Annotated in this window: 10 protein-coding genes; 6 read left to right on the top strand and 4 right to left on the bottom strand. The window is 71.4% G+C overall.

Annotation, left to right across the window (positions count from 1 at the left end; genetic code table 11):
- The first annotated feature begins 16 nt into the window (after positions 1-16).
- Entirely contained in the window at positions 17-316 is a 300-nt protein-coding gene (locus HNO83_RS10265; RefSeq protein ID WP_175337427.1) for an Rv1322 family protein, read from the top strand.
- Entirely contained in the window at positions 313-1,053 is a 741-nt protein-coding gene (locus HNO83_RS10260; protein ID WP_175337426.1) for an alpha/beta hydrolase, read from the top strand. The genes HNO83_RS10265 and HNO83_RS10260 overlap by 4 nt, the downstream gene beginning before the upstream one ends.
- A gap of 10 nt (positions 1,054-1,063) precedes the next feature.
- Here HNO83_RS10260 and HNO83_RS10255 read toward each other — a convergent pair whose 3' ends face one another.
- Positions 1,064-2,101 (bottom strand): AI-2E family transporter, encoded by a 1,038-nt coding sequence (locus HNO83_RS10255; protein WP_175337425.1) that lies wholly within the window; start codon positions 2,099-2,101, stop codon positions 1,064-1,066.
- Positions 2,102-2,132: 31 nt separating this feature from the next.
- Positions 2,133-4,967 (bottom strand): DivIVA domain-containing protein, encoded by a 2,835-nt coding sequence (locus HNO83_RS10250; protein ID WP_175337424.1) that lies wholly within the window; start codon positions 4,965-4,967, stop codon positions 2,133-2,135.
- A 191-nt stretch (positions 4,968-5,158) separates the two neighbouring features.
- Here HNO83_RS10250 and HNO83_RS10245 point away from each other — a divergent pair, with 191 nt between their 5' ends.
- The 3 genes from HNO83_RS10245 (at position 5,159) to HNO83_RS10235 (ending at position 8,964) form a co-directional block, all read left to right on the top strand.
- Positions 5,159-7,054, top strand: coding sequence for a hypothetical protein (locus tag HNO83_RS10245; RefSeq protein ID WP_175337423.1), 1,896 nt, complete (start codon positions 5,159-5,161; stop codon positions 7,052-7,054).
- 96 nt (positions 7,055-7,150) lie between these two features.
- A complete protein-coding gene (locus HNO83_RS10240; RefSeq protein WP_175337422.1) occupies positions 7,151-8,110 on the top strand; it encodes a tetratricopeptide repeat protein in 960 nt (319 codons plus the stop codon).
- Positions 8,111-8,178: 68 nt separating this feature from the next.
- Entirely contained in the window at positions 8,179-8,964 is a 786-nt protein-coding gene (locus tag HNO83_RS10235; protein WP_175337421.1) for an SDR family oxidoreductase, read from the top strand.
- Positions 8,965-9,055: 91 nt separating this feature from the next.
- On the opposite strand, the gene glgB is transcribed toward HNO83_RS10235, so the two are convergent.
- A complete protein-coding gene (glgB, locus tag HNO83_RS10230; RefSeq protein WP_175337420.1) occupies positions 9,056-11,263 on the bottom strand; it encodes a 1,4-alpha-glucan branching protein GlgB in 2,208 nt (735 codons plus the stop codon).
- A 38-nt stretch (positions 11,264-11,301) separates the two neighbouring features.
- The gene (locus HNO83_RS10225; RefSeq protein WP_175337490.1) at positions 11,302-13,284 is read right to left on the bottom strand and encodes an alpha-1,4-glucan--maltose-1-phosphate maltosyltransferase; all 1,983 of its coding nucleotides are present in this window, start codon (positions 13,282-13,284) and stop codon (positions 11,302-11,304) included.
- A 228-nt stretch (positions 13,285-13,512) separates the two neighbouring features.
- On the opposite strand from HNO83_RS10225, the gene glgP reads away from it, so the two are divergent.
- Positions 13,513-16,086, top strand: coding sequence for an alpha-glucan family phosphorylase (glgP, locus tag HNO83_RS10220; RefSeq protein WP_175337489.1), 2,574 nt, complete (start codon positions 13,513-13,515; stop codon positions 16,084-16,086).
- Positions 16,087-16,127 lie beyond the last annotated feature (41 nt).

The raw sequence follows: 16,127 nt of genomic DNA, 5'->3' as shown, positions 1-16,127 counted from the left end.
CTTTAGACTGGGAGTCATGCCGCGCAGCAACCGACCCCGAGGCCGCCAGGGCGGCCCGAGGGACGAGGAGCCGGACGGCTTGGAGCGCCTGCTCGCCGGCTGGCGGCGCATCGAGGTGCGCCGCGGCGTCGAATGGAACGTGCAGCCCGTCTCGGCCGTCCAGGCGCAGAAGAGCTACCTGTGTCCCGGGTGCGGGCGCGACATCCCGCCAGGGGTCGCCCACGTCGTCGCCTGGCGCGCGGACGGCGTCCTCGGCGACGCGGCCGACCTGGCCGCACGCCGTCACTGGCACGAGTCCTGCTGGAGGATCGCATGAGCACTGAGGGAACGACGGCGGAGATCCGCGGGGGCATCGAATTGCCCGCGCAGCGCGAGGAGATCGAGCTCCACACGGCCGACGGCCTCACCCTGGTCGGAGAGCTGGCGTCGCCGCTCGACCGGCCCCCGGTCGCGACCCTCGTCACCCTGCACCCGCTCCCGACCGGCGGCGGGTTCATGGACTCGCACATCCTGCGCAAGGCCGCGGGCCGGCTGCCCGCGCTGGCCGACATCGCGGTGCTGCGCTTCAACACGCGCGGCACGGCGTCCCCGCGCGGCCGCAGCCAGGGCGCGTACGACCACGGTGTGGGCGAGCGGCACGACGTGGAGGCGGCGATGGCGTTCGTGGCGGCGCGCGGCCTGCCGCATCCGTGGCTGCTGGGCTGGTCGTTCGGCACCGAGCTCGCGCTGATGTACGGCCGCGAGCTGCCGGTGGAGGGCGTCATCCTGCTGTCCCCTCCGCTGCACCGCGCGAAGCCGGAGCATCTGGCCGCGTGGGCCGGCGACCGGCGCCCGATGGTCGCCCTCATCCCCGAGCACGACGACTATCTGCGCCCGGCGGAGGCCGCACAGCGGTTCGCGCCCGTACCGCAGATCGAGCTCGTCGACGTCGAGGGCGGGAAGCACCTGTGGGTGGGGGAGAACCAGACCCGCCGCGTGCTCTCCGAGATCGTGCAGCGCCTGAACCCCGCCGCGCTCCCGCTGCCGACCGAGTGGCCGCCCCCCGCGTCCTGACCCGGGCCGGCTAGAGCTCGTTCTGGCGCGGGATGACGACCTGCTTGACGATGAGCAGGATCGCGGCGGCGAACGGGATGGCGACCAGCGCACCGAGGATGCCGAGCAGTGTGCCGCCGGCCAGGGCCGCGACGACCACGAGCGCGCCGGGGACCGAGACCGCCCGGTTCATGATGCGGGGACTCAGCACGTACGCCTCCACCTGCATGTAGATCAGGTAGTAGATGGCGGCCGCGATGGCGGTGGGCGTCCCCGAGAGGAAGCACACGGCCACGATGACGACCGAGCCGGTGATGGTTCCCACGAGCGGGATCAGCGAGAAGAAGAACGCGATCGAGGCGAGCAGGATGGGGAACTTCGCCCCGATCACCGTCAGGAAGATCGCGCTCAGGACGCCGTTGACGAGCGCCAGCGCCACCTGGCCCATGACGTACTTGCCGACCGAGTCGGTGATCTGGTCGCCGAGGTCGGCGAAACGCGCGCGACGGGAGGCCGGGACCAGCTGGTAGGCCGCGCGCTTGATGCTGGGCAGCGACGCCGTGAAGTAGATGGTCAGGATGATGACGATGATCACGCCGAACGCGCCCTGCACGATCCCGACGCCCGTCTGCAGCACCTTCGAGGTGATGTCCGGCAGGTTCTGCTGCAGCCACTGCGTGACCGCGTCGATGTTCTGCTGGTTGACCACCGACGGGAACTGGTGCTGGAGGCTGAGGAACCACTTCTCCGCGCCGCCGTTGTTCACCCACTCGATGGTGTTCTGCACCAGCTGCGTGGCCTGTCCGACCGCGATGGGCACGATGGCCCAGATGAGCCCGACGAACGCGCCGATGATGATGACCAGGGTGACGACGAGCGCGAGCCAGCGGGGGAACCGCCTGCGCTCGAGGAACGAGATCAGCGGCTCGATGCCGAGCGCCAGGAACAGCGCGGCGCCGATGTAGGTGATGATCGTCGCCAGGCTGGTGATGGCGCTCAGGATGAGGATCCCGAGTCCGACGCCGAGGGTGCCGATCAGGCCGAGGCGGAACGGGTTCTGGATCTTCACGGGTTCCCCCTGTGGTCGGTCGCGGGCTGCTTCACTCGCGGTCGGCGGTCGCCTTCTCGGCCTGCTGGAGCACGCCGCGCAGGTTCTCGAAGTACCCGGCGACGGCCTCTCGCTCAATCCTAATCTGGGCGAGCCGCTCTTCCGCGTCGGCGACCAGGCGTTGCGTGCGCTCCTCCGTCTCCTCCAGGAGGGCGGCCGAGCGCTCCTCGGCGTCGCGGATGACCTCCGACGCGGTCTCCTCGGCCTGCTTCCGCGCCTCGGTGACGGTGCGCCGCGCCTCCGCCTCGAAGGCCTCCGCCTCCGAGCGGGCCTGCGCGGTGCGCTTCACCGCGTCGGCGAGCTGCACGTTCGCCTCGTCCAGGTACTTCTGCGTCTGGGCCACCGCCTCCTGGTGCCGGGCGAGGTACTCCTTCTCGGCCTCGTCGCGGCGGGCGCGCAGCTCCACGTCGAGGTCGATGCGGGCCTGCTCGATCTCGTGCCTGCGCGCCTCCGCCTCCTTCTGCGTCGTGGTGCGCAGCGTCGTGAGCTCGCTCTCGAGGGCGGCGCGGGCGTTGGCTGCCTCCTGCTCGAAGGCGGCCTTCCGCTCCGCCAGCTCGGCCTCGAGCGCCGTCCTGGCCTCGGCGACCTCGTTGGCGAGGGCGGACCGCGCCTCCGCCGTCTCCTTCTCCAGGTCGACCCGGGTCTGCTCGGTCTCGCCTGCGAGCTCGACACGGGTGCGCTCCGCCTCGCGCTGCAGCTCCAGCCGCTGCTGCTCGCGCTGGTCGGCCAGCTCCGTGGCGGTGGAGGCACGGAGGTCTTCCAGCTCCAGGGTCGTGCGGCGCACGTCCTCGGCGAGGCGGGAGCGGGTCTGCTCCGACTCGGCCGCCAGCGCGCTCGCGGTCTGCTCGCGGTCGGCGGCGAGGGTGGACTTCGTCTGCTCCACCTCCGCGGCGAGGGCGGCCTTGGTGGTGCTGACCTCGGTCTCGAGGGCCGACCTCGTCTGCTCGACCTCGGCGGCCAGCTCGCCCTTCGTCTGCTCGACCTCGGCGGCCAGCTCGGTGCGGGTGCGCTCCACCTCGTCGGCCAGGGCGGCCTTCGTCGTGGTGACCTCGGTCGCGAGGGCCGACGTGGTCTGCTCCACTTCGGCTGCGAGGGCCGCCTTCGTGGTCGTGACCTCGGTCTCCAGAGCGGACTTCGTCTGGGCGACCTCCGCGGCGAGGGCGGAGGTCGTCGACTCGACCTCGGCGGCGAGCCGGGCGCGCTCGGCGGCGAGCTCGGCCTCGACCGCGCTGCGCTCGCGCGCGATCTCGTCGGCCAGCGCGGTGCGCGCGGTGTCGACCTCGGTCGCCAGGTCCGCGCGCAGCTCCGCGGCCTCGGCCTCGAGCTCGCGGCGCTGCCGCTCGGCCTCCGCGGCGAGGCGCGTGCGGGTCTGCTCGACCTCCGCCGCCAGCTCGCTCGCGGTCTGCTCCCGGTCGGCCGCGAGCGCGGCGGCGGTCGCGGCGCGGTCGGCCTCCAGAGCGGCACGGGTCTCGGTGGACTCCTTCTCCAGTGCGGTGCGGGTCTGCAGTTCGTCGTCGGCGAGCTGTTTCGTGGTGCGCTCGACCTGCTCGGCCAGAGCGGACTTCGTCGTCGTCACTTCGTCCTGCAGGGCGGCGCGGGTGGACGTGACCTCGTTCTCGAGCGCGGACCGGGTGGTGGTGACCTCGGTTTCCAGCTCCGACGTGGTGCGGGCGACCTCCTCGGCCAGGGCGGAGCGGGTGCGGGTCACCTCGTCGGCCAGCTCGGCCTTCGTGCGCTGGACCTCGTCCGCGAGCGCGGACCGCGTGGTCGTGACCTCGTTCTCGAGCGCGGAGCGCGTCTGGTCCCTCTCGGCGGTGAGGGCGGCTTTCGCCTGGGCGACCTCGGCGGCGAGGGCCTTCTTCGTCTGCTCGACCTCGGTGGCGAGCGCCTGCCGGGTGGTCGCGTCCTCGTTCTCCAGGTCGGCGCGGGTCTGGGCGACGTCGGCCGCGAGCGCGGCGCGCTGCTCCTCCACTTCGGCGGCGAGGTCGGCCCGGGCCTGGGCTGCCTCGGCGGCGAGGGCGTTACGGGTCTCGGCCTCCTGCGCGGCCAGGCGGTCGTCGGTCTCGGCGACGCGGCGGTCCAGGTCGAGACGGATCTGCGCCGCCTCGCGCTCGAAGGCGGCACGGTCGTCGGCCAGGGCGTTCTCGAGCTCGGAGCGGCGCTCGGCGATGGTCCGGTCGAGCTCGGCGGCCTCGGCGCGGGCGGCCTCCGCCTCGCGGGAGGCGACGGCCTTCAGCTCCGCGGCCTCGCGGTCGGCCTCCGCGCGTACGGCGGCGGCCTCCCGCTTGCTGGTGGCGCGCAGCTCGGCGGCCTCGGTGGCCACCGCGCCGCGGATGGCGGCGGCCTCGCGCATCGCGTCGGTGAGCAGCGTCTCCTTGTCGGCGCGCGTCTTCGTCAGGAGCTCGCCGGACTCGATCTGGGCGTCCTCCAGCAGGGTGGTGGCGCGGGCCTGGGCGTCGGCCAGGATGCGCTCCGCCTGGGCCGCCGCGGCCTTCTTGACCTTCTCCACCTCGGCGCTGACACCGGTGCGCAGCTTCTCGGCGTCGATGTCGGCCTGCGCGATCAGCCGGGTCGACTGCTCCTCGGCGACGCGCAGCGTGTTCTCGAGCTTGGTGCCGAGGCCCGAGTAGGTGGGACTGCCGACCTCCTCGATCTCGTCGTTCAGGTCCTCGATGCGGGCCTGGAGGCGCTTGATCTCCTTCGCGGCGTCCGACGCCTGGGTGTTCGACTTGATCAGCTCGCGCCGGAGCTCCTGCAGCGCCTTGTCGACCTCGTCCTTGTCGTACCCGCGGAAGACCTGCGTGAAGTTGGATTCGTCGGTGGCCACTGTGGTTGCTCCTGGGGGGTGATTCGGGTCGACTCGCCGCTCGCGTGCCGCGTCGATCCTACAATTTCGCTGTCGGAGCCCGCACGGGGGCTGCGCGAGCGTCCAGAGAAGGGTTAGCTGCCTTTCAGGCACGTCCGCTATCGTCAGATAAATGTGCCCGCCCCCGAATTCCGGCACATGAGGAGTCCTGCTTGCGTTTCGTACTCGCCATCGTCGCGTTCGTCGTGGCCGCCGTCATGATCGTCGCCGGGATCGCTCAGCGCACCGTCTTCGCGCCGCCGACCAGCGTCAAGGCCGCGACGACCGTCTCGGGAGACCCCCGGTACGTCGTGATCGACGGCTCCGCGCTGAACGCGCACCCCGGTCAGCAGACGCTCACCGTCACCGGCACCCCGGAGCCGGGCAAGCAGGTGGTCGCTTACGGCCGTACAGCGGACATGAAGGCGTGGCTCGGCGACCAGCGCTACGTCGCCGTGAGCTACCAGAAGGCCACGGGCAAGCTCTCCACGAAGACCGTGACGCCGAAGGCCGCGAACGAGGGCAGCGGCAGCGGTTCGACGTCGACCTCGACTCCGGCCCCCACAGCGACTCCGGCGGCGGGCGCCGCGACCGGCACCGGCTCCGCGACGACCGCGGACACCGCGTCCAAGCCCGGCCCCAACCCTGCGGGCTCCGATCTGTGGCTGGAGGAGTTCGACGGGACGGCCGCACAGGTCACCCGCATGAACATCCCCGACGACGTGAGCGTGATCGTCGCCTCCGACGGCACCAAGGCCGCGCCGTCGAACGTCAGCGTCACCTGGCCGGTCGACTCGAGCACGCCCTGGGCGTTCCCGCTCATCATCGGCGGCCTGATTCTGCTCGTGATCGGCATCGCGCTCTACCTGTGGGGCCTGTACGCGCACCGCCGCTCGCGCGGGCCGCGCCGGAAGAGCGGCCCCAAGATGCCGAAGCTGCCGAAGGCGCCCAAGTACAAGCCGACCGCGATGATCGAGTCCACGCCGCGCGGCCGCCGCTCCACCCGCCGCGCCCGCGTCATGCTCCCGGCCGCCCTGATCGGCGCGCTTGCCCTGACCGGGTGCACGACGGGAACGGACGCGGCGACGACGCCGACGAAGACCGCGACCCCGCTCGCGACCGAGGCGCCGAATGCCAAGGACCAGCTGCCGCCCGCGGTGACGGTTCCGCAGCTCGAGCGCATCGTCAAGCGCATCTCCGAGTCCGCGGCCGCGGCCGACAGCAAAGCCAGCGCCGACCTCGCGAAGGAGCGCTTCGTCGGGCCCGCGCTCGAGCTGCGCACCGCGAACTACGCCATCCGGGCCAAGAAGACCGACGAACCGGCGCTCCCGGCCATCCCGGCGAGCCCGATCGTGCTCTCCCTCCCGCAGGCGACCGACGCCTGGCCGCGCACGGTGGCCGCGGTGATCGACTCGCCGAAGGACGCGAAGGGCAACGCGCAGGCGCCCATCGCCCTCACGATGGTGCAGGAGTCGCCGCGCGACAACTACAAGGTGGAGTACGCCGTCTCGCTCGAGCCGAAGGCGAAGGTACCGAACCTCGCGCCGGCGAGCATCGGGTCCGCCGTCGTGCCCCCGGACTCCAAGCTGCTCGCCCTGCCGCCCGCGAAAGTGGCCGCGGCGTATGGCGACATCCTGATGTACGGCGACAAGAGCCAGTACGCGAGTCGGTTCGATTCCGCGGGCGACACTTTGCAGCCCCAAGTCGGCGCGGCGTGGAAACTCAAGGAGCAGCAGCAGCTGGCCCAGCAGTACGGCAACACGTCCGCTTTGAGCTGGACGCCGGGCGTCGGGCCAGGAGATGTGCTCGCGATGGCCACCAACGATTCGGGTGCCATCGTGTGGGTCAACCCCCGCGAGACGCAGTTGCACAAGGTCGTGGAGGCCGGTGCGCAGGTCCTTCCCGGCGCGACGACGGCCGCGCTGAGCGGGGTCACCTCCTCCAACACCGGTGTCGAGTCGGTGTTCGACTACCAGCTGATGTTCTACGTTCCGCCGGTCGGATCGAAGGACAAGATCCGTCTGCTCGGTTTCGCGCAGGGTCTCGTCGCGGCCAAGGAGATCGGCTGAGGGGTCGCACCGGGCGGCGAAGTCGTCCGAGGCGGTCTGCACGCGAGTAGGCTTGTCAGTCGTGCAATGCCGGAACCGCACGCATCTGGAGGATCAATGAGCAACGTCCCGCCGCCCACCAACTTCCGGGGAGCCGTCGACCTGAGCTCGCTCGTCAACCGGCCGGCGGAAGGCACGCCCGCCGCGGCCGGACAGGCGGGCGCGTCCGCCGCGCTGACGCTCCCGAGCCTGTACTTCGAGGGCACGGACGCCAACTTCAACGACTTCATCGACCTGTCCACCCGCGTGCCCGTGGTGGTCGACCTCGGCACGGAGCGCTCGGAGCAGTGGTCGCAGTTCTCGCCGATCCTCGAGCGCGTCGTCGGCGGCTTCGGCGGCCGGCTCGTGCTCGTGCGCATCGACGTGGACGCGAACCCGCAGCTCACCCAGGCCTTCCAGGCGACGGCAGTGCCGACCGTGGCCGCGCTGGTCGCTGGGCGTCCCGTCCAGCTCTTCTCCGGCGCAGTGCCCGAGGACCAGCTCAAGGATGTGCTGGAGCAGCTGCTGCAGCTCGCGGCGCAGAACGGCGTCACCGACACGGTGACCGTCGAGGGAGCAGCCGGCGAGCAGGATGCCGCAGCGGAGCCGGCGCCGGAGCCGCCGCTCCCGCCGCTGCACGCCGAGGCGTACGAGGCGATCGACCGCGGCGACTACGAGGGCGCCATCCGCGCGTACCGCACCGCGATCGCCCAGGACCCGCGGGACGCGATGGCCGTGGCCGGACTCGCGCAGGTCAGCCTGCTGGCGCGGCTGAGCGGGCACAGCGCGGACGAGCTGCGCACGGCGGCGGCCGAGGCGCCGAAGGACGCGGCGGCCCAGCTGGGCGTCGCCGACCTCGACATCTCCGGCGGGCACATCGAGGACGCCTTCGACCGGCTGCTCACCGTCTTCCCGTCTCTCGACTCCGCAGGCAAGGAGGAGGTCCGGTCGCGCCTCCTGGACTATTTCGAGATCGTGGGTGTCGACGACCCCCGGGTGGCCAAGGCCAGGGCTAGGCTGGCGTCGCTGCTGTACTGACGCCCTCTCTGCATCGGGCGGGTCTGCGGCGTCCTCATCGTCCGCCCCACCAGAGGGAGTGACCGCGCATGTCCCGTGTGCTCGTCGTCGGAGGCACCGGCCTGGCCGGACGCGCCGTGACCGCCGAGGCGGTGGAACGCGGGCACGAGGTGGTGGTCGCGGCTCGCCGGGTGCCCGACGACGACGCCGAGGCGTACGTCCCGGGCGCCGCGTATGTCACGACCGATCTCGTCACCGGGACGGGGCTGGAGGAGGCGGTGGACGGTGTCGACGTCCTCGTCGACACCAGCAACGGCCTGGGCAAGCAGGCCGCGAACGTCTTCGCCACCGGCACCCAGAACCTGGTCCACACCGCGGCCCGCTTCGGCGTGCACCGCGCGGTGCTCCTGTCGATCGTCGGCGTCGAGGGGTCGTCGTACGGCTACTACCGCGCGAAGGCGGCCCAGGAGCGGGCCTACGTGGACTCCGCGCTCGACACGCGCATCGTGCGCGCGACCCAGTTCCACGACTTCGTCACCGCGATCTTCGACCGCGGGCGGCCTGTTGGCGCGCTGCTCTCGCCGACGCGCACGCGGTTCCAGCCGATCGCGGTCGCCGATGTCGCCCGTGTGCTCGTCGATGCCGCCGAAGGCGCGGGGAAGCCGGACGGCATCCTGCACATCGGCGGACCCCGGGTGGAGTCCGCGCGCTCGCTCGCCGAGCAGTGGAAGCGGGCCAGCGGGACCCGTCGCTACATCCTGCCCTTCCGGCTCGGCGGCCCGCTCGGCTCCACCTGGCGCGCCGGCCGCAACCTAGCCCCCGAGCACGCCGTCGACGGCCTCCGCTACGACACCTGGCTGGCCTCCCGCCCCTGACCCAGCACCGCCCACCGTCGAGTCCGCGAAGACTGCACGCCCGCACGGCGTGTCGCGGGTAGTCTATGCGGACTCGACGGTGGCGGTGTGCTCAGCGGCGGGGTTTGAGCCAGAGGGCTCCGAGCGGGGGGAGGGTCAGGACGGCGGAGGCGGGGCGGCCCATCCACGGCTCGTCGACCGCGGTCACGGCGCCGAAGTTGCCGACGCCCGAGCCGCCGTACGCTTCCGCGTCGGTGTTGAGCAGCTCCTCCCACTCGCCGGCGAAGGGCAGGCCGACGCGGTAGTCGCTGTGCGGGTTGCCGGAGAAGTTGAACAGCACCGCGATGGGGTCGCCGTCCTGATCCTTCCGCAGGAATGCGATCACGTTGCCCTGCGCGTCGGAGCCGTCGAGCCACTCGAAGCCGGCCGGCTCGTTGTCGCGCGCCCACAGCTGCGGGTGCTCACGGTACACGGCGTTCAGCTGGGCGACGAGGTTCCACAGGCCGCGGTGCGCGGGCTGGTCGAGCATCCACCAGTCGAGGCCGCGCTCCTCGCTCCACTCCGAGAGCTGCCCGAACTCCTGACCCATGAACAGCAGCTGCTTGCCGGGGTGCGCCCACATGAACGCCAGGAACGCGCGCGCATTGGCCAGCTGCTGCCAGTGGTCGCCCGGCATCTTGCCCAGCAGCGACCCCTTGCCGTGCACGACCTCGTCGTGGCTGATCGGCAGCAGGAAGTTCTCGCTCCACGCGTACACGAACGAGAACGTGAGCTCGCTGTGGTGGTAGCTGCGGTACATCGGGTCCTCGTGGATGTACTGCAGCGAGTCGTGCATCCAGCCCATGTTCCACTTGAGGCCGAAGCCGAGGCCTCCGGAGGAGGTCGGAGCGGTGACGCCGGTGTAGCTGGTCGACTCCTCCGCGATCATCACGGTGCCCGGGTTGCGCTTGTACGCGGTGGCGGTGACCTCCTGCAGGAAGCCGATCGCCTCCAGGTTCTCCCGGCCGCCGTGGATGTTCGGCTCCCACTCGCCGGCGTTGCGCGAGTAGTCGAGGTAGAGCATCGAGGCGACAGCGTCGACGCGCAGGCCGTCGACGTGGAACTCCTCCAGCCAGTACAGCGCGTTGGCGACGAGGAAGTTGCGCACCTGCGAGTTGCCGTAGTCGAAGATGTAGGTGCCCCAGTCCTTGTGCTCGCCGCGGCGCGGGTCCGCGTGCTCGTACAGCGGCTGGCCGTCGAAACGGGCGAGCGCCCAGTCGTCCTTGGGGAAGTGGCCGGGCACCCAGTCGAGGATGACGCCGATGCCGGCCTGGTGCAGCCGGTCGATCAGGTACTTGAGGTCGTCGGGGTCGCCGAACCGGCTCGTGGGCGCGTAGTACCCGGTCACCTGGTACCCCCACGACCCGCCGAAGGGATGCTCGGCGAGCGGCAGGAACTCCACGTGCGTGTACCCGAGCGCGCCGATGTAGTCGATCAGCTCGTCCGCGGCCTCGCGATAACCCAGCCCCGGCCGCCAGGAGCCCAGGTGCAGCTCGTAGACGCTCATGGGACCGGAGTGCGGGTCGTGTGCGGCGCGGTGCTGCATCCACTCGTCGTCCGCCCACTCGTGCCGGCTGACGGTGATCCGGGACGCCGTCGCCGGCGGGGTCTCGGCCAGCTGCGCCAGCGGGTCGATCTTGCGCACCCAGCGGCCGTCCTGCGCCAGGATGTCGTACTTGTAGATCGCGCCCTCGCCGAGACCGGGGACGAACAGCTCCCAGACGCCGGAGGAGCCCATGTTGCGCATGGAGTGGAGGGTGCCGTCCCAGCCGTTGAAGTCGCCGACGACCCGCACGGCGCGCGCGTTCGGCGCCCAGACGGCGAACGCGGTGCCGACCACGCCGCCGAGGTCGCGGACGTGCGCGCCGAGCGCCGTCCACAGCGTCTCGTGCCGGCCTTCGCCGATCAGGTGCAGGTCGAGCTGGCCGATCGTGGGCAGGAAGCGGTACGGGTCGTCCGCCGTCCACACGCTGCCGTCGTCGTAGCGCGCCTCGATCAGGTAGGCGCCGGGGCCGACGATGTCGACGCCCTGCCAGACCCCGTGCCCGAGGTGGGCGAGCTCGACGTGCGCGCCGTTGGAGAGCACGGCGAACACCTCCTTCGCCAGCGGCCGGAGCGTGCGGATCACCGTGATGGGGTCGGCGACGCCGGGGGCGGCGACCTGGTGCTGGCCGAGGACCGTGTGCGGGTCGTGGTGGCTGCCTGAGGCGATGGTGGCGAGCAGGGTGTCGTCGAGCGTGGGCAGATCGACGGCAGCCGCACCTTCGGGGATCGGGGACATGGCGGTACTCCTTGAGGTTTGCGGGTCGCGTTCGGCGGTCAGAGCGGTCGGACGGACAGGATGTGCACGGGCTCGGTGAACGCGTCGAGGCGGACGTAGTCGTCGGCGCCCCAGATCCAGCGCTGGCCGGTCACCCGGTCCTTCACCTCGAACTGCGCGCCGTACGGGATGCCGAACGCCGTGGAGTCGAGGTGGACGATCGTCTCGCGCACCGAGTGCGGGTCGACGTTGGCGACGACGATGACCGCGTCGGCCTTGCCGCTGCGGGTGAACCGTCCGTCGAGGTACTTCGAGTAGACCAGGATGCTGTCGTCGTCGCTGCTGTGCAGCGTCAGGTTGCGCAGCTGCCGCAGGGCGGGGTGCTCGCTGCGGGCCCGGTTCAGCATGGTCAGGTAGCCGGCGAGCGAGCGGCCCTGCGCCTGCGCCTTCGCGTAGTCGCGCGGCCGGTACTCGAACTTCTCGTTGTCGATGTACTCCTCCGCGCCCGGCCGGGCGACGTTCTCGAACAGCTCGAACCCGGAGTAGACGCCCCAGGTGGGCGCTGCGGTCGCGGCGATGGCGGCGCGGATCTTGAACGCCGGCTGGCCGCCGAACTGCAGGTACTCGGTGAGGATGTCCGGCGTGTTCACGAACAGGTTCGGCCGGAGGTAGTCGGCCGTCTCGTGCGCGAGCGAGTCGAGGAACTCCTCCAGCTCCTCCTTCGTGTTCCGCCAGGTGAAGTACGTGTACGACTGCTGGAAGCCGGCCTTCGCGAGCGTCCGCAGGATCGCCGGGCGCGTGAACGCCTCCGCGAGGAACACCACGTCGGGGTCGGTGGCGTTGACCGTGTGGATGAGCCACTCCCAGAAGTGCAGCGGCTTGGTGTGCGGGTTGTCCACGCGGAAGATGCGGACGCCGAGCGACATCCAGTGCCGGACGATGCGCAGCACCTCCTGGCGCAGGCCCTCGTAGTCGTTGTCGAAGTTGATCGGGAAGATGTCCTGGTACTTCTTCGGCGGGTTCTCCGCATAGGCGATGGTGCCGTCGGGGAGGGTGGTGAACCACTCCGGGTGCTCGGTCACCCACGGATGGTCGGGCGACGCCTGCAGGGCGAGGTCGAGGGCGACCTCGAGGCCCGCCTGCTTGGCCTTGCCGAGGAAGAAGACGAAGTCCTTCTCGGTGCCGAGGTCGGGGTGGATGGCATCGTGGCCGCCCTCGGCGCTGCCGATGGCCCACGGCGATCCCGGGTCGTTCTCGCCCGCGACCAGGGTGTTGTTCGGGCCCTTGCGGAAGGTGCGCCCGATCGGGTGGATCGGCGGCAGGTAGACGACGTCGAAGCCCATCGCCGCGACCTCCGGAAGCCGCTTCGCCGCGGTGCGGAACGTGCCGGACTGCCAGGAGCCGTCGGCGAGCTTCTTCGCGCCCTCGGAGCGGGGGAAGAACTCGTACCAGCTGCCGACGCCCGCGCGGGTGCGCTCGACCTGGACGGCGCGCGTGGCCGACAGCGACGGCAGGCTGACCACGGGCCGCTCGGTGAGCACGTGCCGGATCCGGTCGTCCACCGCGGCCTGGAAGCGCTCCTCGACCGGCCGCTTGGTGTCCGCGACGACCTTCGCCGCCTCGGAGAGGTGTCGGCGCTCCGCGGTGCTGCGGCGCTTGTCCTTCGACGCCCGCACCAGCAGGTCGTGGCCGATCGTCAGCATGAGCTCGACGTCGATCCCGGCCGGGACCTTCACCTCGGCGTTGTGCCGCCAGGTCGCGTACTCGTCGGCGTACGCCTGAACGCGGTACCGCCAGAGGCCCGTCTCCTCGAGCTGCACCTCGACCTCCCAGCGGTCGGTGCCGGGCTCTATCGGGTGCATGTGGTGCTCGGTCTGCGTACCGGACGGGTCGAGCAGGATCAGGTCCACGCCGATCTTGTCGTGCCCCTCCCGGAACGCGGTCGCCCGGAACGGGATCACCTCGCCGCTGAACGCGGTCGCCGCCCAGAGCCCCTCATCCACCTGCGGGGAGAGCTCCAGGATCGGGATGCGCGGGAGCAGCGGCTCGTACGCCGCAGGCGCCTGCGGCGGCTGTGCGCTCGCCGCGGGCGCTCCCTTCGTGCCCGTGCCGTCCGCCTCCTGCCCGTTCGTGCCCCGGCTGCCTGCCGCGGGCGTCGCCGTGGCCGCCTCTGTCGCGGCGGCTGCTGACCTGGTCGCTGCGTTCTTCACCACGTCCCGACCGTACACTCATTAACCTGCGCGACATGAGGCTCGTTTACAGTGGACCGGGTGAAGGCCATCCGTAGATTCACCGTCCGCGCAGTCCTCCCCGAGAACCTCTCCGCATTGGAGGAGATCGCCGCCAACCTGCGGTGGTCCTGGCACGAGCCGACTCGCGAGCTCTTCGCCAGGATCTCGCCGGACCTGTGGCAGCAGGTGAGACACGATCCGATCGCGCTGCTCGGCGCCGTCGAGCCCTCCCGGCTGCAGGAGCTGGCGGGCGATCAGGGCTACGTCGACTGGGCGAACCATATCCGCGACGACCTCCGGTCGTACCTGGGCGAGCCGCGCTGGTACCAGTCCCTCGGGTCGGACGCGCCGCAGACGATCGCGTACTTCTCGCCCGAGTTCGGCATCGCGGCCACCCTGCCGCAGTACTCCGGCGGCCTCGGGATCCTCGCGGGCGACCACCTGAAGGCGGCGAGCGACCTCGGCGTGCCCCTCGTGGCGGCCGGCCTGTTCTACCGCTCCGGCTACTTCTCGCAGGCGATCTCGCCGGACGGCTGGCAGCTGGAGAGCTACCCCGTGCTCGACCCCGACGGGCTGCCGCTGAGCGTGCTGCGCAACCCGGACGGCTCGCCGGTCCAGATCTCGCTGGCCCTCCCGGACGGCGTGCTGCACGCGCGCGTCTGGCAGGCCGCGGTCGGCCGGGTGACGCTGCTGCTGCTCGACACTGACATCCCCGACAACGAGGAGCGCCTGCGTTCGGTGACCGACCGCCTCTACGGCGGCGGGGGAGAGCACCGCCTGCTGCAGGAGCTGCTGCTCGGCGTCGGCGGGGTGCGCGCCGTGAAGGCGTGGACCGAGCTCACGGGCGCGCCGCCCGCGGAGGTGTTCCACACCAACGAGGGCCATGCCGGGTTCCTGGGGCTGGAGCGCATCTCCGACCTGATCGGCGAGGGGCTGACGTTCGACCAGGCGCTCCAGGTTGTGCGGGCGGGCACCGTGTTCACGACGCACACGCCGGTGCCCGCGGGCATCGACCGGTTCGACCGGTCGCTGGTCCAGCGGTACTTCAACACCTCGCTGCTGCCGGGGGTGAGCGCCGACGAGGTGCTGCCGCTCGGTGCGGAGGACTACCCGGGTGGCTCGCCCGACGTGTTCAACATGGCCGTCATGGGCCTGCGCCTCGGGCAGCACGCCAACGGCGTCTCGCAGCTGCACGGCGACGTGTCCCGGCACATGTTCAACGGCCTGTACCCGGGCTTCGACCCGCAGGAGGTGCCGATCGACTCGGTCACCAACGGCGTGCACGCGCCCACCTGGACCGACCCGATGCTGCGCGCCCTCGCCCTCGAGCGGCTCGGCACCGAGGACACGACGCACGCCGACTGGGGCAACGCTTCCGCGGTGAGCGACCTCGACCTGTGGGGCGTGCGCAACCGGATGCGCGAGCAGCTGGTGCAGGACGCGCGCCGCCGGCTCGAGGCGGCATGGGCGGAGCAGAACCCGGGCGGCATCTCGCCGGCGTGGATGGACGACCTGCTCGACCCCAACGTGCTCACCATCGGCTTCGCCCGCCGCGTGCCGACGTACAAGCGGCTCACGCTCATGCTGCACGACCCCGACCGGCTCCGCCGCATCCTCACCGACCCGGAGCGGCCGGTGCAGTTCGTGATCGCGGGCAAGTCGCACCCGGCCGACGACGAGGGCAAGCGCCTCATCCAGAAGCTGGTGCAGTTCGCGTCGGAGAACGACATCCGGCAGCGGATGGTGTTCCTGCCCGACTACGACATCGGGATGGCGCAGCTGCTCTACCCGGGCACCGACGTGTGGCTGAACAACCCGCTGCGCCCGCTCGAGGCGTGCGGGACCTCCGGCATGAAGGCGGCACTGAACGGTGCGCTGAACCTGTCGATCCTCGACGGCTGGTGGAACGAGTTCTACGACGGCGAGAACGGCTGGGCGATCCCGTCCGCGGACGCTGCGGGCGACGGCGCCGAGCGCGACGCGCTGGAGGCCGAGGCGATGTACGACCTGATCGAGCACCAGATCGCGCCGCGGTTCTACGACCGCGACGCCGACGGTGTGCCCGCCGCGTGGGTCGCCCGCATCCGGCACACGCTCGCGACGCTGTCCTCTCCGCTGTCGGCGGAGCGGATGGTGCGCGAGTACGTCGAGCGGCTGTACCTGCCCGCGGCGGGCTCCGAGAGCCGGCTGACCGCCGACGACTACGCGGGCGCCCGCTCGCTGGCCGCCTGGAAGGAGCGGGTGAAGGCCGCCTGGCCGGGCGTCGCGGTCGCGCACGTCGACGCGGGTGGGCTGGACGCGGTGCCGCAGGTGGGCGACGAGCTGCACGTCCGCGCGCTGGTGCAGCTGAACGGACTGTCGCCGGACGACGTCGAGGTGCAGGTCGTCTACGGCCGCAGCCAGGAGGGCGACGAGCTGGTCGACGTGCACCGCCAGGCGCTCACCGTCGACGCGTCCGTCCCCGGAACGCACGACGCATCGGTCGCCCACGAGTTCGTCGGAACCGTCCGCCTCGCGTGGGCCGGCTCCTTCGGCTACACGGTCCGCGTCGTCCCGGTCAACCCGTCCCTCCTGACCCCCGCCGAACTCGGCCTCGTCACCACCGCCTCCTGACCCAACCCCATCGAGTCCGCGAAGACTGCACGCCCGACCGG

It is taken from the genome of Leifsonia sp. C5G2 (assembly GCF_013359685.1).
Taxonomy (GTDB): domain Bacteria; phylum Actinomycetota; class Actinomycetes; order Actinomycetales; family Microbacteriaceae; genus Leifsonia.
This window is presented reverse-complemented; position numbering and strand designations above follow the sequence as displayed.